The following is a 24,641-nucleotide window of genomic DNA, read 5'->3' on the forward strand; positions in this document are numbered from 1 at the left end:
CTACTTCTTGAGCTTCAAAGGCCCGACCATTTGCTCGGGCTTCACCTCGGCGTCGAATTCTTCCGCCGTCAGCAGGCCCAGTTCGATGGCGGTTTCCTTGAGCGTCGAGCCGTTCTTGTGGGCGGTCTTGGCGATCTTGGCGGCATTGTCGTAGCCGATCTTGCGGTTGAGTGCGGTCACCAGCATTAGCGACTGGTCGACAAGCTGCTTGATGCGCTTGGCGTCCGGTTCGATGCCCACGGCGCAATTGTCATTGAACGACTTGGCGGCATCGGCGAGCAGGCGCACCGACTGCAGGAAATTGTAGGCAATGACGGGCTTGAAGACATTAAGCTCGAAATTGCCCTGGCTGGCGGCAAAGCCGATAGCCGCGTCATTGCCCATGACCTGGGCCACAACCATGGTCATGGCTTCGGACTGGGTCGGGTTGACCTTGCCCGGCATGATCGAGGAGCCCGGCTCGTTTTCCGGGATGGTGATTTCGCCCAGGCCCGAACGGGGGCCGGAGGCGAGCCATCGCACGTCATTGGCGATCTTCATAAAGGCAGCAGCAAGCTGCTTGAGCGCGCCCGACGTGCCCACAAAGGCGTCGTGACCGGCCAGCAGCGCGAACTTGTTCGGCCCGGTCTTGAAGTCGCGACCGGTGAGCGAAGCAATTTCGGCTGCGACGGTGACGGCATAGTCGGGATGGGCATTGAGCCCGGTGCCGACTGCAGTGCCGCCCAGAGCCAGTTCCTTCAATTGCGGCATGGTCGCCTTGATGGCCGCCAGGGCATAATCGATCTGCGCCACCCAGCCCGAGATTTCCTGGCCCAGGGTCAGCGGCGTTGCATCCTGCAAATGGGTACGGCCGATCTTGACCACATCCATGAATTCTTCGGACTTGGCAGCCAATGTGTCGCGCAGCAGCAGCACGCGCTCATAGAGATAGCCTTCCACCGCCTCGACCGCCGCAATGTGCATCGCGGTGGGATAGGTGTCATTGGAGCTCTGGCTCATATTGACATGGTCATTGGGATGGACGGGTTTTTTCGACCCCATTGTGCCACCGGCCATTTCGATGGCGCGGTTGGAAATGACCTCGTTGACATTCATGTTCGACTGCGTGCCCGAGCCGGTCTGCCAGACCACCAGCGGGAAATGATCGCTGAGCTTGCCGGCAATGACTTCATCGGCCGCGGCAACGACGAGGTCGCGCGTGGCTTCGTCCATCAACCCCAGCTTGAAATTGGCCAGCGCCGCCGCTTTCTTGAGGATGCCGAAAGCGGTGATGATCTCGGTCGGCATCTTTTCGCCGCCGATGTCGAAATTCATGAGGCTCCGGGCGGTCTGCGCGCCATAATACTTGTCACTGGGAACCTCGATCTGGCCCATAGTGTCCGATTCAACGCGCGTGCTCATCCTTGCCCTCAGCTCCGGTTTGGCCGCTTCTCTAGGCGGCGGAAATACAAAACGGCCGACCCTTTTGGGGGCCGGCCGCTGAATATCAGATAAAGCGCATCTGCGCCAAACAGCCTTTCGGCTTACTTCTTTGCCGCGAGGATCTGACGGCCGCGATACATGCCGGTCTTGAGATCAACGTGATGCGGACGGCGCAGCTCGCCCGAATCCTTGTCTTCGACATAGGTCGGGTTGGCAATCGCGTCGGCCGAGCGACGGAAACCGCGCTTCATCGGCGAGGTCTTGCGTTTTGGCACTGCCATGGTCGGTACTCCGAATTCAAATTCATTGTGCCGCCAAAGCGGCCCAGAGAGGTCTCTCTGTCAGGATTGCTGGGGTCTATAGAGGAGAAAGAGCGGCTTGGCTAGAGGGTTTTGTGCGCCAATACCCCTTCAAATCCGAGTCTTTCGGCCTTCATAGAGCCAGCCGCCCATCCCGCCCGACGCAAGCGGCCCGGTCGCCATATTGGCGTACGCGGTTCTCGACGATGCCGGCAAGGCGTAGGAGGCCCGCATTGGGCCGAGCCGGATTGCGCAGGATGGGATTGGGCAGGGTAACGGCGAGAAGGCTCGCTGTCTGCCAGTCGAGATTTTGCGGCTCGCGCCCGAAGGCCCGCAGCGCCCCGGCGGCAACACCGAATTCGCCCTCCGGCCCCCATTCAGCGATATTGAGATAGATCTCCATGATCCGGCGCTTTGGCATGACCAGGTCAATATAGGCGGCCAATGGCACTTCGAGCGCCTTGCGCACGGCGCTTTGCTGGTTCCAGAGGAAAAGGTTGCGCGCCACCTGCATGGTCAGCGTCGAGGCGCCGCGCGTCTCCCGCCCGGCGAGATAATTGTCGATCTCGATGCGGAGAGCGGCGATATCGACGCCCCAATGGCGGCAGAATTGACCATCTTCGGAAAGGATGACCGCGGCCTTCAACCGATCGGAAATATCGTCGATATCCCGCCATTCCCGCGTCACACTCTGCCCGGTGAGCAGACGCGCCAGCATGGGCACGGAAACAGGTTGAACCACGAGATAGACCGGTGTCAGCACCAGCGGAATGGCGACAAGCACGGCCAGAATGCCGACAGGGATGCGAAGATAGTGCCAAAGAGTTTTCTTGCGCCGGGCCATGGGGCCTTCATGAATTGCCGCGTGCACCGGCGCAACCCCTCACCCCTTGCCGCCCTTCACCCAAAACGCTAGCAACATGGCCATGTACGACTTTTCCGCCGATAGCGCCGACTGCGCCCGTTCTATCGAGGCCGGGCTTTCCGATTATCTTTCCGGCGCGCGGCTTTCGGGCCCCGGCCCGGCGCCCGACCGTGTCGTGGCCGCCATGCGCCATGGCGCGCTCGAAGGCGGCAAGCGGCTGCGGCCCCTGCTGGTGCGGCAGGCCGCGGCGATCTTTTCTGTGCCACGTGAGCAAAGCCTCATGGCCGGCATGGCTGTGGAAATGATCCATTGCTATTCGCTGATTCATGACGATCTGCCCGCCATGGACGATGACGATATGCGACGCGGCCGCCCCACCGCGCACAAGGCCTTTGACGAGGCCACCGCCATTCTGGCGGGTGACGCGCTGTTGACCCATGCCTTTGCCATTCTGGCCGATCCGGCCTGCCACCCCGACGCCGAAATACGCGTCCGCCTTGTGGCGGAACTGGCCGCCGGCGGCGGCGTGGGCGGCATGGTGGGCGGACAGATGCGCGATATCGAAGGCGAAAAGGGGGGCTTTTCCGAAACCGATATCGCCATGATGCAAGCCATGAAAACCGGCGCGCTGATCCGCGCCTCGGTGCGCATGGGCGCCCTATTGGGCGGGGCCGATCCGCGGGCCCTATCGGCACTGACCGCCTATGCCGAGGCCGCCGGCCGCGCCTTCCAGCTGGCCGACGATATTCTGGACGTCACCGCCACGCCCGAAGCCATGGGCAAGGCCACCGGCAAGGACGCCGCCCTCGGCAAACAGACATTGGTGGCCCGACTCGGGCTCGATGGTGCCCGCGCCATGCTCGACGCCACGGTCAATGAAGCCATTTCGGCCCTGCGCACGTTTGGTCCCCGGGCGGACGGATTGCGCGCCACCGCCCGCTTCTTTGCCAGCCGGGAGAACTAGCATGGCCATTCTGCAAAGCATCAATATCGGCCAGCCGCGGCCCATTGCCGCCAAATCGGCCATGACCGGCATCTATAAGGAACCCATTCCCGAAGAGGTCGAGATCGAGATCACCAAGGACGGGCTCACCGGCGACGCGATCATCGACCGTAAGCATCATGGCGGCGTCGACCAGGCCATCTATGTCTATTTCGCTGACGATTATGATCACTGGACAGAGGCGCTTGAGCGCGACATTGCCCCCGGGACCTTTGGCGAGAACCTGACAATCGGCGGCGTGGAGGGACGCGAAGTGGCCATTGGTGACCGCTTCGAGATCGACGAGGTGCTGCTCGAAGTGACATCCCACCGCACGCCCTGCTCCGTCTTTGCCGCGCGCATGGGCAGCCCGGCCTGGGTCAAGCAATTCTTTAAGGCCGGACGGCCGGGCGCCTATTGCCGCGTGCTCAAGCCCGGCCATATCCGGACCGGCGAACCAGTCATCTATGTGCCCTTCGAGGGGGACCGCATTACGGTGCGACAATTGCTGGCCCTGGAAGGGGAGCGCGATATCGAACCCGAATTGATGGAGCGCGTGCTCAAGACCCCGGTGCATTACAAAATGCGCGCCGAATTCGAGGAAAAGCTGGCAAGGCTCTTCTGATGGATGTGCACGACCGACCGAGCCCGAACGCCTGCAAGCGCAACGAGCCGCCATGTGTTGATAGACCTTGCTGAAAGACCAATCGATGAGCCTTGATACCGTCCGCACCGATCTCGCAGCCCGCGCCCCCGATCTCTCTGTCCTTGTTACCAGTGATTCCACCGCCACCGTGCAATTGGCAGCGCAGGTTCATGGTGTGGAGCCGGGGCAAATCGCCAAGACGCTCTGCATCCGCGTGCGCGACGAAGAGGTGCTGCTGGTAACCCGCGGCGATGCCCGGCTCGACAACCAGAAATCCAAGGCCGCCTTTGGCGGGCGCCCGCGCATGCTGGGCGCCGAGGACGTCTTTCGCCTGACCAGCCACCCCGTGGGCGGTGTCTGCCCCTTCGGTCTGCCCGCCGCCCTGCCGATCTATCTCGATGCCTCGCTCAAAATCTACGACCTCGTGATTCCGGCTGCCGGTGACACCCATGCCTCGGTGAAACTGAGCGTGGACCGGCTGGCCGACCTCTGCGGCGGCCAATGGGTGGATGCATGCCAATTGCCGGACTGAACCAGCGCGCCAGGGATTTCATCGGCCAGCGCCTGCCCCTGCGCACCCTGCCCTTCCGGCCCGATATGTCCCTCCATACGCCCACGCCGCAATCGGGCCTGATCGGCTGGTTGGCCGGGGAAGGGTTCGACGACGCTGCGCCCTATTGGGCCTATGCCTGGGGCGGTGGCGCCGCGCTCGCGCTTTATCTGCACGAACATCCCGAAGCCGTTGCCGGCAAGACGGTGCTCGATTTCGGCGCCGGATCGGGCCTGGTCGGCATAGCCGCAGCCAAGGCCGGGGCGGTAAAGATCTGGGCGCTGGACAGCGACCCGATTGCGCCGGCAGCCCTGGCGCTTAATGCGGAGGCCAATGGGGTGTCGATAGATATTTGGGATCAGCCGCACCTGCCCCCAGCCGACATCATCCTGGCGGGCGATGTTTTCTACGATAGCGACGTGGTGGCAGTAACCCTGCCGCTTCTGCGCCGGGCTGCCGCGAGCGGCACCACCATTCTGGTGGGGGACCCTTACCGCAAGAGCCTGCCGCTCGATCATCTCTCGCTGATTGCGGATTACGCCGTGCCCGATATGGGCGGCGGCGCGCCCACCCGCGCCGGTGTCTTTGCCTTGCGGTCCCGGACCATCTGACCTGCCCGCCAATGCTTGCCGGAGACGGCGGACCGGTCTATATGCCGGGGCAAGCGAGGACGACCTCCCCCATTTCGGGTTCAGCGATCGGGACGGCCCGGAACCCGAAGGGGCTCCATATGCGCACAATTACCGACCGTATCCGCCACGCCATTTCCTTTGAAGTCATAGGCATCCTGATCGCGACGCCTTTGGGCGCCTTCGTCTTCCAGCTCCATGCTGGCGACAGCGCCGTCATCGTCGTGGGCAGCGCCACCGTCGCCATGCTCTGGAACTATATTTACAACCTGATCTTCGATCACGCGCTGAACCGGCTGGCCGGGACCACGCTGAAATCGGGGGCCATCCGCATTCTCCACGCCGTGCTGTTCGAGCTTGGCCTCTTGCTGATGCTCATGCCGCTGATCGCGCTTTATCTTGGCATCTCGCTCTGGCAAGCGCTGGTGATGGACCTGGCCTTCGCGCTTTTCTATATGGGTTATGCGCTGGTATTTAACTGGGCCTATGACCGGGTCTTTCCGCTGCCCGAGTGGGAGGCGAAACGCGGCTGATCACTCCGCCGCGTCCTGCTTTCCAGTACCGAATTTGCGCTCGATATAGTCCGCCACCATGACCTTGAACTGATCCGCCACGTCGGCGCCCCGGAGGGTCGCGACCTTTTCGCCATCGACAAAGACCGGGGCCGCGGGCGTTTCGCCGGTGCCGGGCAGGGAGATGCCGATATTGGCGTGCTTGCTCTCGCCCGGCCCATTGACGATGCAGCCCATGACCGCCACCGACAGCGTTTCGACGCCCGGATAGCGCTCACGCCATTCGGGCATGGAGGTATTGAGGTGGTCCTGAATGTCCTTGGCCAGCGTCTGGAAGGTGGTGGACGTGGTGCGCCCGCAACCGGGGCACGCCGCCACCACTGGCAGGAACTGGCGGAAACCCATGGTCTGGAGCAATTCCTGCGCCACCTTGACCTCGGTGGTGCGGTCGCCGCCCGGCTCGGGGGTCAAAGAAATGCGGATCGTATCGCCGATCCCCTGCTGCAGCAGAATGCCCAGGGCTGCCGAAGAAGCGACAATGCCCTTTGAGCCCATGCCCGCCTCGGTGAGACCCAGATGCAGCGCATAATCGCAGCGCGCGGCAAGGTCCTGATAGACCGCGATCAGGTGCTGAACATCCGAAACCTTGGTCGAAAGCAGGATCTTGTCCCGACCCATGCCCAACTCTTCGGCGCGAGCCGCCGAGAGCAGCGCCGACTGGATGATCGCCTCGCGCTGCACGGCAGCGGCCGAAATCGGATTGGCCGAGGCGGCATTCTCGTCCATCAGCTTTGTCAGCAGCTCTTCGTCTAGCGAACCCCAATTGACCCCGATGCGCACCGGCTTGCCATATTTGTTGGCAATTTCGATCAGGGTCGCAAATTGCGTATCGCGCTTGGCCTTGAAGCCCACATTGCCCGGATTGATCCGGTATTTCGCCAGGGCCTCGGCACAGGCCGGATGGTCGGTGAGGAGTTTGTGGCCGATATAGTGGAAATCACCCACCAGCGGCACGTCATAGCCCATAAAGGCGAGGCGATCGCGAATGACCGGCACGGCCGCCGCCGCTTCATCGCGGTCGACGGTAATGCGCACGATCTCCGAACCGGCGCGAGCCAATTGCATGACCTGCTTGACCGTCGCGTCGATATCGGCGGTATCGGTATTGGTCATGGACTGCACGACCACGGGGGCGCCGCCGCCCACCATGACACCACCCACATTGACGCCCACCGATTGCCTGCGCGGCGCTGGACCGGCCATCTCAAACCTCGATCATTCGCTACCCTTTGGGAAATAGGGCTTCCTTTTAAGCCTGGCAACCGGACATTGGCGTGACGGGGTGCGCCATTTCGTGATCGGGCCGATCTTGAACCTGCGGGACGGGGCGCCATTTAAGATGGCATGATGACCATGCTTCTCACCCGCCTCGTCCTGTTCCGCAAGGAAGTTGTGCAGCTCTGGAAAGCCTTCTGGGCGACCGAAACGCCGTTCCATCTCAAGGCTGCGACGCTGTTCGTCGCCTTCTATCTGGTCAACCCCTTCGACATCCTGCCCGATTTTATCCCCCTGCTCGGCTGGGTGGACGATATCGTACTGGTGCCGCTGATGGTGAGCTGGATCGTTTCGCGCCTGCCGGTGCCGGCCAAGGTCTATGCCGGCAAATATGGCCCGACGGTGGATGGTACCGCGCGGCGGAAATAGCACCACCGCCGTCCCCTCTCCCCTTGTGGGAGAGGGTGGATCGGCCGCAGGCCGAGACTGGTGAGGCGTTCCCACCCTCCGATCAGGTCTTGAGGAACTCTTCATCCGCCCTTCGGGCACTTTCTCCCGCAAGGGGAGAAGGGAACAAAACTAGTCCAGCCGCACCAGCAAATCCTTGGCATCGATCTGGTCGCCCGGCTTGATCAGGAGTTCGGCCACCGTGCCATCGACTTCGGCATGGATAGCGGTTTCCATCTTCATGGCTTCGATCGAGCAGAGCACGTCGCCGGCCTTGATCGCCTGGCCTTCCTTGACGGCCAGCGTCGAGATGACGCCGGGCATGGGCGCGCCGACCTGTTTGGGATCGCCCGCAGCCGCCTTGGCACGCACGACCACATCCCCGGCTTTCAACCGGTCCGGCACGGTAATGGTGCGCGGCTGGCCGTTGAGATCGAAGAAGCACCGCACCTCGCCCTTTTCATTGGTCGGGGCGCGGCCCTGATAGGTGACGACCAGCGTCTTGCCCTTTTCGATATCGACCAGCAGTTCGTCGCCTTCATTGAGCCCGTAGAAATAGACCGGCGTGGGCAACACTTCGGTCGGACCATAGCGATCCTGGGTCTTTTCGAAATCCGAATAGACCTTGGGATACATGAGGTACGAGGCCAGGCGATAGTCGTCGACCGGCTGGCCCACCTCATCGGCGATCTTCTTGCGCTCGGCCTCGAGATCGATGGGCTTGAGATAAGAGCCGGGACGCTCGGTGAGCGGCGTCTTGCCCTTGAGCACCTTCTTTTGCAGCTTTTCCGGGAAACCGCCGGGCGGCTGGCCCAAATCGCCGGCAAAGAAGCCCACGACCGAGTCGGGGAAGGCAATGTCCTTATCCGGGTTCTCGACATCGGCGCGGGAAATCCCCGCCGAAACCATGGCCAGGGCCATGTCGCCCACCACCTTGGAGGACGGGGTGACCTTGACGATATCGCCGAACATCTGGTTGACGTCGGCATAGGTCTGGGCGACCTCGTGCCAGCGGGTTTCCAGACCCAGCGAGCGCGCCTGTTCCTTCAGGTTTGTGAACTGGCCGCCCGGCATTTCGTGCAGATACACTTCCGAGGCGCCGCCCTTGAGATCGCTCTCAAAGGCGCGATACTGTGTGCGCACGGCCTCCCAGTAGAACGAAATCTGGCGGATCGCCTTGGCGTCCAGTCCCGGATCGCGATCAGTATCGGCCATGGCCGCGACCAGCGAGCCCAGGGTGGGCTGCGAGGTGGTGCCCGAGAGCGCATCCATGGCCGCATCCACGGCATCGACCCCGGCATCGACCGCCGCCAGCACGGTTGCCGCTGCGGCGCCGGAGGTGTCGTGGGTATGCAGGTGGATCGGCAGACCGATCTCTTCCTTCAGCGTCGAGATCAGCTTCTTGGCAGCGGCAGGCTTCAGCAACCCCGCCATATCCTTGATGCCCAGCACATGCGCGCCGGCCGCTTCCAACTCCCGGGCCAGCGCGACATAATATTTGAGGTCATATTTGGACCGGTCGGGGTCCAGCATGTCGCCGGTATAGCAGACCACGCCTTCGCAGACCTTATTGGCCTCGATCACCGCGTCCATGGAGACGCGCATATTCTCGACCCAGTTGAGGCAGTCGAAAACGCGGAAAATATCGACGCCACCCTTGGCTGCCTGGGCCACAAAGAACTTGACGACATTGTCGGGATAATTGGTGTAGCCCACCCCATTGGAGCCGCGCAGCAGCATCTGCGTCAGGATATTGGGCGCGCCTTCGCGCACCTGCCGCAGCCGCTCCCACGGGTCTTCGTTCAGGAAGCGCATGGACACATCGAACGTCGCCCCGCCCCAGCATTCGAGGCTGAACAGGCTCGGCAGACCGCGCGAATAGGCCTGGGCGATGCGGGTAATGTCGAAAGAGCGCATGCGCGTCGCCAGCAAGGACTGATGCGCGTCCCGCATGGTGGTATCGGTAAAAAGAACCCGCTTCTGGTCCTTCATCCATTGCGCCAGCCCCATCGGCCCGTCGCGATCCAGCACCTGGCGGCTGCCGTCAATGGTGGCGAGCGGCGCAAATTCCGGCACGATGGGCGCAGCGGCATCGGCGGGTGGCCGCGGCCGGTCACGCACTTCGGGATGCCCGTTGACGGTGACGTCGGCAATGTAAGTAAGAAGCTTGGTCGCCCGGTCCTTGCGCGGCTTGAAATTAAAGAGGTCCGGCGTCGTATCGATGAAGCGCGTTGTATAGCGGTTCTCGACGAAATCGGGATGGGTGATGATGTTTTCAAGGAACGCCAGATTGGTGGCGACGCCACGAATACGGAACTCGCGCAGGGCACGATGCATGCGGGCAATGGCCTCGTCGGCACTGGGCGCCCAGCAGGTGACCTTTTCCAGCAGCGGATCGTAATAGCGGGTGATGACCGCGCCGGAATAGGCTGTGCCACCATCCAAGCGCACGCCAAAGCCGGTGGCGCCGCGATAGGCGGTGATGCGGCCATAATCGGGAATGAAGTTCTGTTCCGGGTCTTCCGTCGTGACGCGACATTGAATGGCATTGCCATTGAGCCGGATATTTTCCTGGAGCGGCACCCCCGATTCCGGCGTGCCGATGACCGCGCCGTCGAGCAGGTGGATCTGCGCCTTGACGATGTCGATGCCGGTCACTTCCTCGGTGACGGTATGCTCCACCTGGATGCGCGGGTTCACTTCGATGAAGTAGAACTTGTCGGTATCGGCATCCATGAGGAATTCGACCGTGCCGGCGCCGCGATAATTGGCGGCCTTGCCGAGCCGCACAGCGGCATCGGTCAGGTCCTTGCGCACGGCATCGGAGAGATAGGGCGCGGGTGCGCGCTCCACCACTTTCTGATTGCGCCGCTGCACCGAACAGTCGCGCTCGAACAGGTGCACGAGATTGCCGTGATCGTCGCCGATCAACTGCACTTCCACATGGCGGGCGCGCTCGATCAGCTTTTCGAGATACATCTCGTCCTTGCCGAAAGCCGCCTTGGCCTCTCGCTTGCCTTCGCTGACCTCGTGAACCAGCGTCGATTCATCCATGATGCGGCGCATGCCACGCCCGCCGCCGCCCCAGCTCGCCTTGAGCATCAGCGGATAGCCGATCTCCGCGGCCATGCGCTTGACCGCCTCCATATCGTCGGGCAGCGCCTCGGTGGCCGGCACCACTGGCACATTGCTGGCAATGGCCATATTGCGCGCGGCAACCTTATTGCCCAGATCGCGCATGGTCTGCGCTCGCGGCCCGATAAAGGTGATGCCCGCATCCTCGCAGGCATCGACGAATTCGGGGCTTTCCGAGAGCAGGCCATAGCCTGGATGGATCGCGTCGGCGCCGGAAATACGGGCGATGCGGATATATTCGTCGATTTGAAGATAGGCTTCGACCGGGCCCTTGCCCTTGCCGATGAGATAGGCCTCGTCCGCCTTGAACCGGTGCAGCGCCAGCTTGTCCTCTTCGGCATAAGCGGCGACGGTCTTCAGACCCAGTTCATTGGCAGCGCGAAACACGCGAATGGCGATTTCGCTGCGATTGGCGACGAGGATTTTCTTGATGGGCATCGATGTCCATTCCGAGCAGGAGGGGGCAAGGACCGTGAAAGGGTCCGGCTCAGCTACAACCGACGGCGCGGACGGACGGTTGACCGCCCAACCGTCAAATAGATCAAATCAGTTCTGGCCGAGATATCCGGCCAGATGGCTCATGTCATAGCCCGCCTCGGCGGCCTGGGCGATGATCTGGTCTGCCGGGACTTCCCCGGCCTGGCTCAACGCCCAGAGCGTCGTCGAACGCGTGCCTGAACGGCAGAAGCAAAACACCTTGCCGTCGCTCCCCTCAAGCACGGCTTTGGTCGCATTGACGAGATCGGGATTGACCCCTTCACGCCCCAGCGGAATGGCATGATAGGCAAGACCGGCAGCCTTGGCGGCAGCTTCTATCTCGGCGCCCGCCGGCTGATCCGGCGATTCGCCATCGGGCCTGTTATTGACGACGGCGACGAAACCTAGGTCTTTGAGCGTTTTGACGTCCTCGGGCTGGATTTGTCCAGAGACGCTGACGTGATCGTTGATCCGCTTCAATTCCAAGGCCTTCACTCCCATAACCCCTGCAGCACCCGGCCTGGTCCGGCCAATTTCTGCAGGCATGACGCTGGTGCGCGTGTGGCCCCGTTATAGCCACGCCGATATGCAGGGCGCAACTGGCTGGCGGGCAAAGCTGTCATGGAGCTGTCGCAGTCCTCAGGCGGCGCGGATCACCGCTCGTTCCTCGAGCGATCTGGGCCGGCCCAGATGATAGCCCTGTAGCGCCGTGCAGCCGGCATCAACCAGCATACGCATCTGCTCTTCGGTCTCGATCCCCTCAGCAACCACCTCCAGATCGAGGGCCCGGGCAATCTCGCAAACGGCTGAAACGATCATCCCATTGACCGGATTGGCGGCGAATTGAGCGACATAGGTTCGGTCGATCTTGATGATATCGAAGGCAAAGTCCCTCAGATAATGCAGGCTCGCATGTCCGGCCCCGAAATCGTCCACCGCCACGCGAATGCCCATGGCCCGCAGCGCGGCCAGATTGTCCATCTCGACGCTGCCCGCCTTGAGCGGCACATTCTCGGTGACTTCGACAATGATACGGGCGGGGGGCGTACCGGTTTCAAGCAGAATATCGGCAAAGCTCTCGGCGAAGTCGGGGCGGCGCAATTGCTTGGGCGAAACATTGACGGCCACCGGTCCGTCCAGGCGCTTGAGATCGGCGCAGACCCGGCGCAGCACCCATTCCCCCAACCGGTCGATGAGATTGCTCTGTTCGGCCACGCCGATGAACTTGTCCGGCGAGATCATGCCGCGCACCCGATGCCGCCAGCGCACCAGGGCCTCATGCGAACGCGGCTCCAGCGTATGGCTGTCGAAAACCGGCTGATAATGCAGCTCCAGCTCATCCATGAGAATAGCCGCGCGCAATTCGCGCTCGACGAAGCGGCGATGCCGCTCATCCCCCTGCATATCGGGATCGAATGGCACGACGCAGCCGCGCCCGGCCTGCTTACCCTTGTAAAGCGCCAGGTCCGCAATGGCGATCAGTTCGGTGGGATCGTCGCTGTCCAGCGGTGCCAGGGCCACCCCGATGGTCGCGGAAAGCCGGGTCGCGCGCCCGGCAATGAAATGCGGCTCGTTAAGCGCCTGCAACAATTGCTCGCCCAGCCGGCACAGGGCCGGCTTATTGTCATGGCCCGGGACCAGCACGCCGAATTCGTCTCCGCCCAGCCGGCCGATGATCGCGCCGGGCATCAGGCTACGCATGGCCCGCACCAGGGCCACCAGCGCCGCATCGCCGGCGCCATGGCCCTCGGTATCGTTGAGCACTTTGAGATTATCCATATCGATCTGCAGATAACCCAACGCCGAGAGCGAGCCGCGCCTGGCGAAACGATTGAGCTCGTCGAGAAAATAGGAGCGCGTGAACGTGCCGGTCAGCGCATCGCGATGGGCCGAAGCCAGCGCCTCGGCAATCGCGTTCTGCGCGTCTGCCACCCGCCGCCGCATCATCCGATGCGCCATCAGCAATACCAGGGGAATGGCGATGGCCAGCCCCGCCATGGCCGAGGCAATCACCTCCCGGGCGCCAAAGCCGAGCAGGGTCAGAATACTCAGGACAAATAGCGCGCTTGCCAGCAACCCAACGGTCAGACGCAGCCAATCATAGGCTTGGTTTACGGATGCAAAGATAGGTTTAACCTGCATAGGGCACCTGGATGGTCGAGGCCTGCCCAGAATGCGCCACAAGTCTGAATCAATGCTAAACACCTGCAAATCAACGAAAAAACTGTGCAGAACAGCCCAAAGGGGCCGGACGCTACCGCCCGTCTGCGACAGGTCGATGACATCGCGGCCCCTGTGACGGGAGACGGTTTATGATGTGTTAGCGGCTAGCCTTCGCCAACGCCCGGCGTGTACCGCGCCAAAGCGCCGATAATGCGCTTGGCGGTCACCCGCCCGATCTGCTCGCCCGCCTCATTGGTGACGCCGACCCATTGATGTTCGGCGAAATAGGGGAGCACGTCCTCACAGCGAGCATCGGCTGGCACCTTATATTCGCAATCCTCGAATGTGCCGCGCTCCATGATCGTGCGCACATGGATGGCGCGGGCCTTGTTCACCTCGCGCACGAATTCCTCGATATGCTCATTGCCCGGCTTGAGCACGATGTCTTCCGGCTTGCCCTCCTGCTGGACGGCACCGTCCTTGAGCACGGCAATGCGGTCGGCAATCTTGAGCGCCTCGTCGAAATCGTGGGTGATGAACAAAATGGTCTTGCCCAGGCTCTTCTGCAATTCGATGAGCTGGTCCTGCATGCCCGAGCGGATCAGCGGATCGAGCGCGGAAAAGGCCTCGTCCATCAGGATGATATCGGTATCGAGCGCCAGCGCCCGGGCCAGGCCCACGCGCTGCTGCTGCCCGCCCGAAAGCTGGCGCGGCCGTGAATTTTCATAGCCCGCCAGACCCACGGTCTCGATCCATTTGGCGGCTTTCTCCAGCCGCTCGGCCTTGTCCACCCCGCGCACTTCCAGCCCATAGGCGACATTGTCGATGACGGAGCGATGCGGCAGCAAGCCGAACTTCTGGAACACCATGGCCACGGTATTGCGCCGATAGGTCCTGAGTTCGCTCATGTTCATCTTGAGCACGTCATTGCCCTCGACCACGATCTCGCCGGCCGTCGGATCGATCAAGCGGTTGACGTGGCGGATCAGCGTCGACTTGCCCGAGCCCGACAGGCCCATGACCACGAAAATCTGGCCACGCGCAATGTCGAGCGAGACATTGTCCAGCCCCACTACGTGACCGGTTTCGGCCTGCACTTCGGCCTTGGATTTTCCCTGCTGCAGCAGGGCCAGCGCGGCTTGCGGGTCCTCGCCGAAAATCTTGGTCACGCCGCGCATGCGGATGGCAAGGCCCGTATCAGTTTTTGTGTCGTGCATATTAGCGTGCCTCCGCCAGCCCGATCCGGGCCTGCAATTGCTTGCCGAAAGACTGGGTGATGCGGTCAAAAATGATGGCGAGGACGACGATACCGAGACCGGCGAACAGACCGCGGCTGACCTCCAGCCGGCCAATGCCCTGCAGCACCTGATAGCCGAGCCCGCCGGCCCCAATCATCGAGGCGATGACCACCATGGAGAGCGCCATCATCGTGGTCTGGTTGATGCCGGCCAGGATCGTGGGCAAGGCCAGGGGGATCTGTACGCCAAGCAGGCGCTGCCGTGGCGTGGTGCCAAAGGCGCGGCTGGCCTCCATGACGGCCGGATCGACCGAGCGCAATCCGAGATCAGAGAGCCGCATCAAGGGCGGCGCCGCATAGACGATGGTGGCGATCAGCGCCGGGATCTTGCCCGGACCGAAAATCATCACCGTGGGAATGAGATAGACGAAGCTGGGCAGCGTCTGCATCAGGTCCAGCAGCGGCGTGATCAACTGGCGCGCCCGGGCAGAGCGGCTCATCCACACCCCGATGGGGATGGAGATGACAATGGCGGTCAGCGTTGCCGCGATCATCAGCGCCATCGTGGCCATGGCATCTTCCCAAAGGTCCATGATGCCGAGAAAGACAAGCGAGGCCAGCACCACCACCGGCAATTGCCAGCGCCGCGTCGCCAGCCAGGCAATGCCCACCAGGATGGCCATGATCAGCCACCAGGGAATGGCGATCAAAATGTCTTCAATCGTATTGAGCAGCATCAGCAGCGGATAGGCCGCGGCCTCGAATTCATCGCCCCAATTGCGCACCACCCAATTGAGGCCATCGTCAATGGCCCGGCGCCAGGGGCGGGTATCGATCAGTTCTGGAAACATGAGATTAGGTCTCTCTTCAAAGAGCCGGATTATTCGTGCGATCCCAAAGCCAGCGGCATGTCTTGATGGGTCTGTTGCCCGGCTAGCGCCGGGCCGTTTTGGCCGGACAGTCGTGTTGGCTTGGGGATCGAACGCGGAAAGCGGCCGGGCCCAAGGACCCGACCGCCACAACAATTATGCTTTCGATGTCTTAGCCAATCGCGGCCAGCACCTTTTCGGCAACCTCAGCGGGAACCCAGGTGGTCCAGACGTCCTGCTTGGTCAGAAGGAAGTTCTCGGCGGTTTCCTCGGCATCGGCCTGGTTTTCATCGCCATAGACCAAAAGCTCGGAAATCTGGGCATTGGTCAGGCCCGCCTTGGACAGATACTCGGCCACGACGGGAGCCTCTTCGGGAACCCAGGCGGCAGCGCCGATAACGGCCGGGCTGGACGGATAGGCCGTCACGCCGGCCGGTTCGTCACAATCGGGATCGGTATTGCAGGCATAGACCTCGGGCTTGGTTTCGCCGATTTCGAGCTGCACGGCCGGATATTTGCCCAGAATGGCGGTCGGACCCCAATAGTAGAACAGGATCGGCTCTTCACGGGTGAAGGCACGGGCGATGGACGCGTCAAGAGCGCCACCCGAACCGGGCGAGAACAGGTTCCAGGTCTCTTCCATGTCGAAGGCCTCGAACAGGGCCGAGGTCGAAAGCTCACAGGCCCAGCCCGGCGGGCAGGAATAAAGGCGGCCCTGGCTCGGCTCTTCCGGATCGGCGAAGAGTTCGGGATGAGCGATCACGGCTTCGGCCGTGGTCAGTTCGGGATTGGCTTCCTGGGTATATTGGGGAATGAACCAGCCCTCGACGGTCCCATCGGTGATGGCATCAGCAAGGCGCACCACAGTGCCCTCTTCAATCGCCTCGGCCCAGGCATCTTCGATGGCGCTGGTCCACAGCTCGGGGGCAATGGCAGGGGTGCCACGGGTCATCATCGAAGACGAAGTGGGAACGGTATCCCCGGCCACAATCTCGACATCGCAGCCATATCCCTTTTCCAGGATCGTCGCATGAATATGCGCCAGGGCTGCGGCGGAAGGCCAGGTCATCTCGGCAATGTCGATGGTGCGATCAGTACCGCACTGGGCGGCATCGGCATCCTGGGCGATAGCGGGAACGCTTGCGGCCGACAAAAAGGCAACAGCGATCGCGGCGGCGACGCCACCGGATTTCAAAATCATCAGGTCTGCTCCTGCAGGTTATGGAATGACCCGGACCATAAAGATGGCAGAATTGTGTGTCAAATCTGGCAATATTTGATCAATAACAGACCTTATGCCACCGCTTTTCTTGACGAGATGGATTGGCAGTCTTTGCAAGTAAACTGAAAGGACATGACTTCTTGCTTTCGCAAGAAGCAAACATGTAGAAATTCAACTTTTCACAAGTCGAAAAAATATCAAAGGCCCTGATCCGGCGCTCAGGGCGCGGCGCCGACCCAGCCCTGCCATAATTCCGCGCGCTCAGCCACAAAGCGATCGGCAACGCTCTCCACGCTCGCCCCGGGCTGGTTGAGCTGGGCCAGCAATTCATCCATCTCCACAAGGGGCATGCTGGCACGCTGGAAATAGCCTGCGATCAGCGGCGTCTCGGTGAAGACTCGCTCGGCCAGCGCGGTGACCACCGCATCGCTGGGAAAGGCCGAGGGTTTGGGGTCGGCACAGGTTCGTCCGGCAAGGCACTGCGCCGCCGCCTCGTTATAATCGCCCATATCCACGGCGACGAAATCGAGCTGCGCCAGGATGGCATTGGGCTGCCAATAATAAAACAGGAAAGGCTCGCGCCGATTGACGGCCTCGGCAATCAGGCGGTCCATTTCCAGCCGATTGGCCGGTTCGACCAGTGTCACCAGGTCATCAAGGCCATGGGCGGCGATCAGATTGCGATTGATGATCGAGCAGGCCCAATCGATGGGGCAGGAAATGAACTGCACCCGCCCCGCCGCCGGTAGCTGCGCCAGGGCCTGGGCCAATCCGGCTGCAGTCGGCGGCGTGGAAAGGCTTGCCGCCAGCGCCGAGGGCATATACCAGCCCTCGAACTGGCTGCTCGCATAACTGGGCGCGGCGCTGCGCACCATCTGCCCTTCCATCGCCCCGTTCCACAGATCGGCAATGCGATTGATCCAGAGTTCGGGTGCGATCTGCGGCTGCCCGATCGAGCCCATGGAAGAGATGGTGGCCGCCTGGTCGCCCTGCACCACGCGTATGTCGCAGTCGAACTGGTCAGCAAGGATGCGGGCATGAATTTCGGCCAAAAGGGCCGCTGAAGGCCAGCTCATCCGCGCGATGGATAGCGGACGCCTGCCGCAGGCCGGCAGGGGCTCGCTCGGCGCAGTCGGGACGCCCACGGCTTCGGCGTCCTGTGCCGAGTCGAGCACGGTGATCTGGGCCAGGGCGGGAAGCACTGGCAGGCTCAGCCCAAGCACGATCATGACGAGGCGGACAAAACGCATTCTGGCTTCCTGATGCCCCTTCGGGTCCGGCCCGCAGTCTTGCCCAAGCCCGACGCGTTAAGCAACCGCCACGCCTCATGGTTTTGGCGCGCAATCCCCGGTGACATCGACCACGAACTTGTGCAACAGTCCCCTCCCAGCGGGGCGCCCATCGCGCCCCCTTGACCGTTGTGGCGCCGAAAGAAGCGAGGTCAGCAAGACCACCCGGCGCACGACAGCAAACAGAGGGACGTCCATGTTCAAGAAAACCCTGACCCTGGCGGTTGCCGCCACCACCCTGACCATTGCCGCACCGGCCCTGGCCCAGGACAGCGGCGCCACCATCGGTTTCATCGGCGGCTTCACCGGCCCCATCGAATCCCTGACCCCGCCGATCTTTGCCGGCGCCGAGCTGGTGGTGAGCCAGGTCAATGAGCAGGGTGGCATTCTGGGCGGTGAACTGACCATTCTTTCGGCTGACGGGGCCTGCGACGCCACTGCCGCCGCCGCCGCTGCCGACCGCCTGATCAATACCGACAATGTCACCGGCGTCGTGGGTGCCCTGTGCACCGGCGAAACCATCGGCGCCTTCAATGGCTCTGGCCTTTCGGGCAATGTGGTCTTCATCTCGCCGGCCTCCTCGGCCCCGGCCCTGACCACGCTGGAAGACAATGACCTTGTCTACCGCACCACCCCGTCCGACGCGCTTCAGGGCGTCAAAATGGCTAATCTGCTGCTGGCCAAGGGCGTCAACGACATCGCCATCACCTATGTGAACAACGACTATGGCAAGGGCTTCGCCGATGCGCTGGCCGCTGCCTATGAAGCCGGTGGCGGTACCGTGGCGGCCAATCTCGCCCACGAAGAAGGCAAGGCCGACTACCGCGCCGAGCTGGGCAATCTGGTTGCGTCTCAGAACCTGGTCATCCTGGCCTATGCCAATGCTTCGGGGAACACCATGCTGCGCCAGGCCGTGGAAAGCGGCAATTTCACCACCTATGTGGGCGGTGACGGCATGGTCGGCGACGACCTGCTCAACGGCATCGACGCTTCTGCCGTCGAAGGCCTGATCGCCACCCGCGCCGGTGCGCCGAGCGGTGAATCGGTCGATATCTACAACGGCTTCGGCGGCGAAGGCTTCGAGGCCAATGCCACCTATGCGCCCCAGGCCTATGACGCTGCCTTCCTGATGGCCCTGGCCATCGAGAAGAACGGCTCGGCCTCGCGCGATGGCCTCTCGGCTGCTCTGCGTGATGTCGCTTCGGCTCCGGGCGAAATCATCCGTCCGGGCGAATGGGCCAAGGCCAAGGAGCTGATCGCGGCCGGCACCGATATCGACTATGAAGGCGCCGGTGGCGCGCTTGACTTTGACGAAGCCGGCGACGTGGACGGCATCATCGTCGAACTGGCCGTCGAAGGCGGCACCTTCGTCGAAAAGGGCCTGATTGACTAAGCTCCATCCCGCGCTATGCGCGGGCAAAACCCTCCAGTGGAGGGTTTTGCGGAGCTTAGGCCCGGAGAGCTACGCTCGCAGGGCACGAAGGTTCGATCTCTATGAGGCCCGGGAGCAATCCCGGGCCTTTTTCCTAAGGAGCAGCCATGAGCGACGACGAAACCCTGCGCTTTTATGCCGACAACGCCGCCACCTATGCGCAGCACCGGACCCGACCGACCCTCGAACGACTGGAGACCTTCCTCGCCGCCCTCCCCGCCGGCGCCCGCATTCTCGAACTGGGCTGTGGCAATGGCATGGATGCCCAATATATGCTGGCACAAGGCTTTGACGTCGACGCTACGGATGGCACGCCCGAACTGGTGGCCGAAGCGCACAAGCGCGTGGGCGAGCGCGCGCGAATGATGCGGTTCGAAGAGATCGACGCGACCGAGGCCTATGACGGCGTCTGGGCCTGTGCCAGCCTGTTGCACGTGCCCGCCGCCGATCTGTCCGATATTCTCTCGCGCATCCGCCGAGCCATGAGCCCCGGCGGGGTCTTCGTCGCCAGCTTCAAGGCGGGAACCGGCGACGGTCGCGACGCCATGGGCCGCTACTATAACTATCCCGACGCTTCAGCCCTTGAGGCGAGTTATCGAAAAACCGGCTGGGCCGACCTCAGCCTCGAAACGACAATGGGCAGCGGCTATGACGCGCTGCCCACTGAGTGGTTCTGGATGACGGCGCGGCGGTAAGTCCCGTATCGCGGCTATCCCGGTGGTCTCCAACCCACCGGACCGCCCTCGGACTTGATACGAGGGCCGCTATGAACACATTAATCGCCGCATTCCTGCACGCGAAAAGTGGCCCACGGATTAGGCCCGAGGGCGGCGCAATGCCGGAAACAGGCGGAGCAATTACCCCTCCCTCCTCACCACTTCCGGGATCAGCCCCTTGGGCGCAAACCTGAGGGCAATGGTGATCACCAACCCGAGCACGAAGACGCGCATCTGCGCAGAACGCGCTTCGATTTCCGGAATGGCGCCCCAGCCGGCATTGGTCGACCAATAGCTGACAAAGTCGAATACGGCCTTGGAAAGCGGCTCGGAGACCACCCAGATCAGCCAGAGTAGGACCGCACCGAAGAGCGCACCCCAATTGTTGCCCGCGCCACCCACGATCACCATGACCCAGATCAGGAAGGTATGATTGATCGGCTGGTAGCTCGAGGGATCGAAAATCTGCACGAAGCTGACCAGCATGGCGCCGCCAATGCCCATCAGCACCGAGCCGAAAACGAAGATCTCGAGCTGCCGCGCAGTGACATTCTTGCCCATGGAGGAGGCGGCGATGTGATTGTCGCGAATGGACCGCATCATCCGGCCCCAGGGCCCGGCATAGGCGCGGGAAATCAGCCACATGACCAGCCCCAGCACCACCAGCGCCAGCACCAGATAGCCGGCGCGAGCCGCGATCAGCGACCCGGCAATATCCATGCCGCCCGCCTGGTAATCCTGCGGCAGCGGTGTCGGCCAGGGAATGGGCGAAACCGTGAGCGTGCCGCGGGTCAGCCAATCCATATTCTTGATCAGCGCCCGGATGATCTCGGAAATACCGATCGTTGCAATGGCGAGATAGTCGGTGCGGAGCCCGAGGCAGATCTTGCCCACAATATAGGCGATGCCCGCGGCCAGCACGCCACCGAAGACCCAGCCCAATACGGGATGGGCGCCAAGCCCGCCGACCCAGCCACCCCCGACGCTCTCGATATAGGCTGCCGCCGGATCGAGCTGGCTGCGATAAAGAATATAGGCGCAGAACCAGGCGAGGACAGTCAGCGCCCCCTTCCACTTGCCGGTAATGCCGATGCGGTGCGACTGCCTTGCAGCCAGCACGATCAACGCTCCGCCGGCAAAGGCCAGCAAAGCCCGGCCCAGCATCATCGGGCCATCCGAGCCCCAGAATTCAGGATTGACCGGATAGGAAATGAAGGTGACGGCCGCGCCGCCCACCATCAGGAAGCCCATAATCCCGAAATTGAAGAGCCCGCCATAACCCCACTGGATATTGAGCCCCAGGGCAATCAGCGCATAGGCAGCCGCTTCGACCAGGCGCGAGGAGGTGAAGGGCAGGCCCATCACCCAGCCGATAACCAGGATCAGAACGAAAAGGCCGCCAAACAGGGTCAGAGAACGCTGGATCATGTCGAGGCTCCCTTAAAGATACCGGTGGGCCGCACCAGCAATGTTACCACCAGAATGACGAAGGCCACGGTGAGCTTATATTCGGTGGGCACCAGCGCCAGTTGCGGCGGCAATTGCAGCCAGTCGGGCAAGACGGCATTGAGCGGGCGGAACAGCATGGTCCAGTTAAAGACGGCCAGTGTTTCGGCAAAGCCGATCAGCAGCCCCCCGGCAATGGCGCCATAGGCCTGGCCCAGCCCGCCCACAATGGCGGCTGCAAAGATGGGCAGGATGATGTTGAAGGCCAGATCCGGCTTCAGCGTCACATCCAGCGCCAGCATGGTGCCGGCCATGCAGGCCAGCGCCCCGGCAATCACCCAGGTGACCCGCACCACCAGCGCCGTATTGATACCCGAGACCTGCGCCAGATCGGCATTGTCGGCCATGGCGCGCATGGCCTTGCCCAGCCGTGAGCGGGTGAGGAAGAAATGCAGCGCAATCACGGAAACCAGCGTCACCAGGATCATCAGCACTTGCGGCTCGGTGATGACCAGCGGCCGGGTCGAGCCGATGGCCGAGGTATCGATGCGGAAGATTTCCTTGGCCTCGTTCTCGAAGAAGGAATAGGACCCGGCGCCGAAGAACAGGCGGATCAACCCCTGGATCATCAGCGTCACGCCGATAGAGGCGATCAGCAGCGTCACCGGCTTGGCGCCGCGCTTCCTGAGCGGGGCATAAAAGCCTTTATCGATCCCCAATGCCAAAACGGCGGCCAGCACCATGGCAATGGGCAGCACCACAAAACCGGTCGGGATCGGTGTCACGATGCCCCAGGCCGCAAAGGCCGAAGCCAGGAGGAAGGCGATGAACGCCCCGCCGGTCATCAATTCGGAATGGGCGAAATGGGCAAAGCGCAAAATGCCGAAAATCAGCGTGATGCCGATGGCGCCCAGCGCATAGATACAGCCCAGAACCAGGCCGGAAATGACCACCTGATTGATGAAAAAGATGATTTCGGTCACGGCTCAGCCCCCGAGGAACGACTTGGCGACTTCGGGATCGGCGATCAGTTCCGCCCCGGTGCCGGTATAACGGTTCTGCCCGCCCGCGAGCACAAAGCCCTTGGTGGCAAAAGCCAGCGCCTGGCGCGCATTCTGCTCGACCATCAGGATGCCCACACCCTCCTGATTGACCCGCTGGATGGTCTCGAAAATCTCGATCACATAGCGCGGCGACAGGCCCGCCGAAGGCTCATCGAGCATCAAAAGGCTCGGCTTGCTCATCAGCGCCCTTCCCATGGCCACCATCTGCCGCTGGCCGCCCGAAAGCTCGCCCGCCGGCTGCCGGCGCTTTTCAGCCAGCACCGGGAACATCTCATAGACCCAGGCCATGGTCTGGGAAAAATCGTCCTTGCGGGTAAAGGCGCCCATTTCCAGGTTTTCCTCGACGCTCATCGAGGTAAAGACGTTCTTTTCCTGTGGCACGAAGCTCAGGCCCTTGGGCACCAGTCTGTCAGGCAGGGAATTGGCGATGTTTTCGCCGCCAAAGTCGATCGTGCCGCCGGTGACTTTCAACAGTCCGAAAATAGCCTTGAGCGTGGTCGATTTGCCCGCGCCATTGGGGCCAACAATGACCCCAATATCGCTTTTTTCGATGGCAATGTTGACGCCATTGAGAATAGGCGCCCCGCCATAGCCGCCCACGACGTGTTTGAGTTCAATTAGGGGCATCAACGGGTCTCCCCGAAAAGTGGGAACCGGTTTTCGGACAAGGAGACACGCATCAGACACCCTCCACGGGGGTGCCGAAATAGGCTTCGACAATGGCCGGATTGGCGCGGATCTCGGCCATGGCGCCTTCGGCGATCTTTTCGCCCTGCGCCATGACGATCACCGGGTCGCAGAGCCGCCCGATCAGGTCCATGTCGTGTTCAATGACAAAGAAAGTGTAGCCCAGCTCGCGGTTCATCCGCTCGATATTGCCGGCCAGGTCATTGAGCAGCGTCTTGTTGACGCCCGCCGCCACCTCGTCGAGTAGCACCACCTTGGCATCGACCATCATGGTGCGCCCGAGCTCGAGCAGCTTTTTCTGTCCGCCCGACAGATTGCCCGCCAATTCGTCGCGCACATGCCCCAGTTTAAGGAAATCGATGACATCCAGCGCCTTCTTGCGCACCTCGGTTTCGCGGCTTTTGACCAGGCCGGGGCGGAACCAGACGTCGACAAGATGTTCACCAGGCTGATCGCCCGGCACCATCATCAGGTTTTCCAGCGCCGTCATCTGCGAAAATTCATGCGCGATCTGGAAGGTGCGCAGCATGCCGATGCGGAACAATTGGTGCGGCGCAAGGCCGGTCACATCGTCGCCGTCAAAAATCACCTGCCCCTCATCGGGCACGATATTGCCCGCAACGATATTGAACAGGGTGGATTTGCCCGCGCCATTGGGACCGATCAGCCCGGTTATCGAGCCGCGCGCGACCGAAAGCGAACAATTATTGACGGCCGTCAGGCCGCCAAAGCGTTTTGAGACGTTGCGAACGTCTATGACCAAGTCTGAGGACAAGTTCCAATGAGCCCCGGGTTTCCTGAATGCCTGTTTGCCCGGTTCAATCCGGGCGATTTTGCGGCATCTGCTCACAAGAACGGCTGAATATCAACCTTATGCTAACCCTCAAACCGCCGCCAGCACGGCGTCTGCTGTGGATTTGTTGTTGGCCAGCGGCACATCGTAAAGCGTAGCCAGACGCGTCAGGGCTTTGACATCAACATCATGGGGCTGGGCCGAGAGGGGATCGATAAAGAAGATCAGCACGTCCAGCCGCCCCTCGCAGATCATGGCGCCCAATTGCTGATCGCCGCCCAATGGACCGCTTTTGAGCAGATGCACATCGAGCCCGGTTGCCGCCGTTACCCGGCTGCCCGTCGTGCCCGTGCCCCATAATTCATGCTGGGTCAGCTTATGCTTATGCGCTTCAGCCCAACGACAGAGGTCATCTTTCTTGTCGTCGTGGGCCACCAGACCAATACGCGCCATGCCGTTTGTCTCCGTTCTCCAGCAGGCGTCT

At 62.1% G+C, this 24,641-nt stretch carries 24 protein-coding genes; 8 read left to right on the plus strand and 16 right to left on the minus strand.

From position 1 onward, the window contains the following. The 3 genes from fumC to V8Z65_RS16175 form a co-directional block, all read right to left on the minus strand. The gene (gene fumC, locus V8Z65_RS16165; RefSeq protein WP_338721177.1) at positions 1-1,401 is read right to left on the minus strand and encodes a class II fumarate hydratase; all 1,401 of its coding nucleotides are present in this window, start codon (positions 1,399-1,401) and stop codon (positions 1-3) included. A 122-nt stretch (positions 1,402-1,523) separates the two neighbouring features. After that, a complete protein-coding gene (rpmF, locus tag V8Z65_RS16170; protein ID WP_220304966.1) occupies positions 1,524-1,703 on the minus strand; it encodes a 50S ribosomal protein L32 in 180 nt (59 codons plus the stop codon). 151 nt (positions 1,704-1,854) lie between these two features. Continuing rightward, entirely contained in the window at positions 1,855-2,565 is a 711-nt protein-coding gene (locus V8Z65_RS16175; RefSeq protein WP_338721178.1) for a transglycosylase domain-containing protein, read from the minus strand. Between the two features lie 82 nt (positions 2,566-2,647). Between V8Z65_RS16175 and V8Z65_RS16180 the strand changes: the two genes are divergently transcribed. The 5 genes from V8Z65_RS16180 to V8Z65_RS16200 all read left to right on the plus strand — a co-directional run bounded on the left by V8Z65_RS16180 (position 2,648) and on the right by V8Z65_RS16200 (position 5,926). Continuing rightward, positions 2,648-3,550 carry a polyprenyl synthetase family protein gene (locus V8Z65_RS16180; protein WP_338721179.1) on the plus strand — a complete coding sequence of 301 codons (903 nt, stop codon included), beginning with the start codon at positions 2,648-2,650 and terminating at the stop codon, positions 3,548-3,550. A 1-nt stretch (position 3,551) separates the two neighbouring features. Then, entirely contained in the window at positions 3,552-4,193 is a 642-nt protein-coding gene (locus V8Z65_RS16185) for an MOSC domain-containing protein (protein WP_338721180.1), read from the plus strand. 85 nt (positions 4,194-4,278) lie between these two features. After that, positions 4,279-4,746, plus strand: a complete 468-nt coding sequence (locus V8Z65_RS16190; RefSeq protein WP_338721181.1) for a YbaK/EbsC family protein — start codon at positions 4,279-4,281, stop codon at positions 4,744-4,746. After that, positions 4,728-5,375 (plus strand): 50S ribosomal protein L11 methyltransferase, encoded by a 648-nt coding sequence (locus V8Z65_RS16195; protein WP_338721182.1) that lies wholly within the window; start codon positions 4,728-4,730, stop codon positions 5,373-5,375. The genes V8Z65_RS16190 and V8Z65_RS16195 overlap by 19 nt, the downstream gene beginning before the upstream one ends. A 119-nt stretch (positions 5,376-5,494) precedes the next feature. Next, entirely contained in the window at positions 5,495-5,926 is a 432-nt protein-coding gene (locus tag V8Z65_RS16200) for a PACE efflux transporter (RefSeq protein ID WP_338721183.1), read from the plus strand. On the opposite strand, the gene ispG is transcribed toward V8Z65_RS16200, so the two are convergent. Continuing rightward, the gene (ispG, locus tag V8Z65_RS16205; RefSeq protein ID WP_338721184.1) at positions 5,927-7,168 is read right to left on the minus strand and encodes a flavodoxin-dependent (E)-4-hydroxy-3-methylbut-2-enyl-diphosphate synthase; all 1,242 of its coding nucleotides are present in this window, start codon (positions 7,166-7,168) and stop codon (positions 5,927-5,929) included. Between the two features lie 144 nt (positions 7,169-7,312). On the opposite strand from ispG, the gene V8Z65_RS16210 reads away from it, so the two are divergent. Further along, a complete protein-coding gene (locus V8Z65_RS16210; protein ID WP_338721185.1) occupies positions 7,313-7,609 on the plus strand; it encodes a DUF1232 domain-containing protein in 297 nt (98 codons plus the stop codon). 150 nt (positions 7,610-7,759) lie between these two features. On the opposite strand, the gene pyc is transcribed toward V8Z65_RS16210, so the two are convergent. The 7 genes from pyc to V8Z65_RS16245 all read right to left on the minus strand — a co-directional run bounded on the left by pyc (position 7,760) and on the right by V8Z65_RS16245 (position 17,980). Beyond that, positions 7,760-11,200 carry a pyruvate carboxylase gene (gene pyc / locus V8Z65_RS16215; RefSeq protein WP_338721186.1) on the minus strand — a complete coding sequence of 1,147 codons (3,441 nt, stop codon included), beginning with the start codon at positions 11,198-11,200 and terminating at the stop codon, positions 7,760-7,762. A gap of 108 nt (positions 11,201-11,308) precedes the next feature. After that, positions 11,309-11,725 (minus strand): TIGR01244 family sulfur transferase, encoded by a 417-nt coding sequence (locus V8Z65_RS16220; protein WP_338721187.1) that lies wholly within the window; start codon positions 11,723-11,725, stop codon positions 11,309-11,311. Between the two features lie 153 nt (positions 11,726-11,878). After that, positions 11,879-13,381, minus strand: coding sequence for a bifunctional diguanylate cyclase/phosphodiesterase (locus V8Z65_RS16225; RefSeq protein ID WP_338721188.1), 1,503 nt, complete (start codon positions 13,379-13,381; stop codon positions 11,879-11,881). 185 nt (positions 13,382-13,566) lie between these two features. Further along, entirely contained in the window at positions 13,567-14,619 is a 1,053-nt protein-coding gene (locus V8Z65_RS16230; RefSeq protein WP_338721189.1) for a glycine betaine/L-proline ABC transporter ATP-binding protein, read from the minus strand. Between the two features lies 1 nt (position 14,620). Beyond that, positions 14,621-15,490: a proline/glycine betaine ABC transporter permease gene (locus tag V8Z65_RS16235; protein ID WP_338721190.1), complete on the minus strand. Its 870-nt coding sequence runs from the start codon at positions 15,488-15,490 to the stop codon at positions 14,621-14,623. Between the two features lie 190 nt (positions 15,491-15,680). Next, positions 15,681-16,709, minus strand: coding sequence for an ABC transporter substrate-binding protein (locus tag V8Z65_RS16240; protein WP_338721191.1), 1,029 nt, complete (start codon positions 16,707-16,709; stop codon positions 15,681-15,683). A 239-nt stretch (positions 16,710-16,948) separates the two neighbouring features. After that, a complete protein-coding gene (locus V8Z65_RS16245) occupies positions 16,949-17,980 on the minus strand; it encodes a glycine betaine ABC transporter substrate-binding protein (protein ID WP_338721192.1) in 1,032 nt (343 codons plus the stop codon). Positions 17,981-18,215: 235 nt separating this feature from the next. On the opposite strand from V8Z65_RS16245, the gene V8Z65_RS16250 reads away from it, so the two are divergent. Together V8Z65_RS16250 and V8Z65_RS16255 are read left to right on the plus strand one after the other, a co-directional pair. Then, on the plus strand, positions 18,216-19,412 hold the full coding sequence (locus V8Z65_RS16250; protein ID WP_338721193.1) for an ABC transporter substrate-binding protein: 1,197 nt from the start codon (positions 18,216-18,218) through the stop codon (positions 19,410-19,412). Positions 19,413-19,558: 146 nt separating this feature from the next. Continuing rightward, positions 19,559-20,146, plus strand: coding sequence for a class I SAM-dependent methyltransferase (locus tag V8Z65_RS16255; protein ID WP_338721194.1), 588 nt, complete (start codon positions 19,559-19,561; stop codon positions 20,144-20,146). Positions 20,147-20,308: 162 nt separating this feature from the next. Here V8Z65_RS16255 and V8Z65_RS16260 read toward each other — a convergent pair whose 3' ends face one another. The 5 genes from V8Z65_RS16260 to V8Z65_RS16280 all read right to left on the minus strand — a co-directional run bounded on the left by V8Z65_RS16260 (position 20,309) and on the right by V8Z65_RS16280 (position 24,610). Further along, positions 20,309-21,529, minus strand: a complete 1,221-nt coding sequence (locus tag V8Z65_RS16260) for a branched-chain amino acid ABC transporter permease (protein WP_338724055.1) — start codon at positions 21,527-21,529, stop codon at positions 20,309-20,311. Positions 21,530-21,591: 62 nt separating this feature from the next. After that, positions 21,592-22,596 (minus strand): branched-chain amino acid ABC transporter permease, encoded by a 1,005-nt coding sequence (locus tag V8Z65_RS16265; protein ID WP_338721195.1) that lies wholly within the window; start codon positions 22,594-22,596, stop codon positions 21,592-21,594. A gap of 3 nt (positions 22,597-22,599) precedes the next feature. Then, positions 22,600-23,304 carry an ABC transporter ATP-binding protein gene (locus tag V8Z65_RS16270; protein WP_338721196.1) on the minus strand — a complete coding sequence of 235 codons (705 nt, stop codon included), beginning with the start codon at positions 23,302-23,304 and terminating at the stop codon, positions 22,600-22,602. Between the two features lie 52 nt (positions 23,305-23,356). After that, a complete protein-coding gene (locus V8Z65_RS16275; protein ID WP_338721197.1) occupies positions 23,357-24,127 on the minus strand; it encodes an ABC transporter ATP-binding protein in 771 nt (256 codons plus the stop codon). A 120-nt stretch (positions 24,128-24,247) separates the two neighbouring features. Further along, on the minus strand, positions 24,248-24,610 hold the full coding sequence (locus V8Z65_RS16280; RefSeq protein ID WP_338721198.1) for a methylglyoxal synthase: 363 nt from the start codon (positions 24,608-24,610) through the stop codon (positions 24,248-24,250). Between the last annotated feature and the right edge of the window lie 31 nt (positions 24,611-24,641).

The sequence above is a fragment of the Devosia sp. XK-2 genome, assembly GCF_037113415.1.
GTDB lineage: Bacteria > Pseudomonadota > Alphaproteobacteria > Rhizobiales > Devosiaceae > Devosia.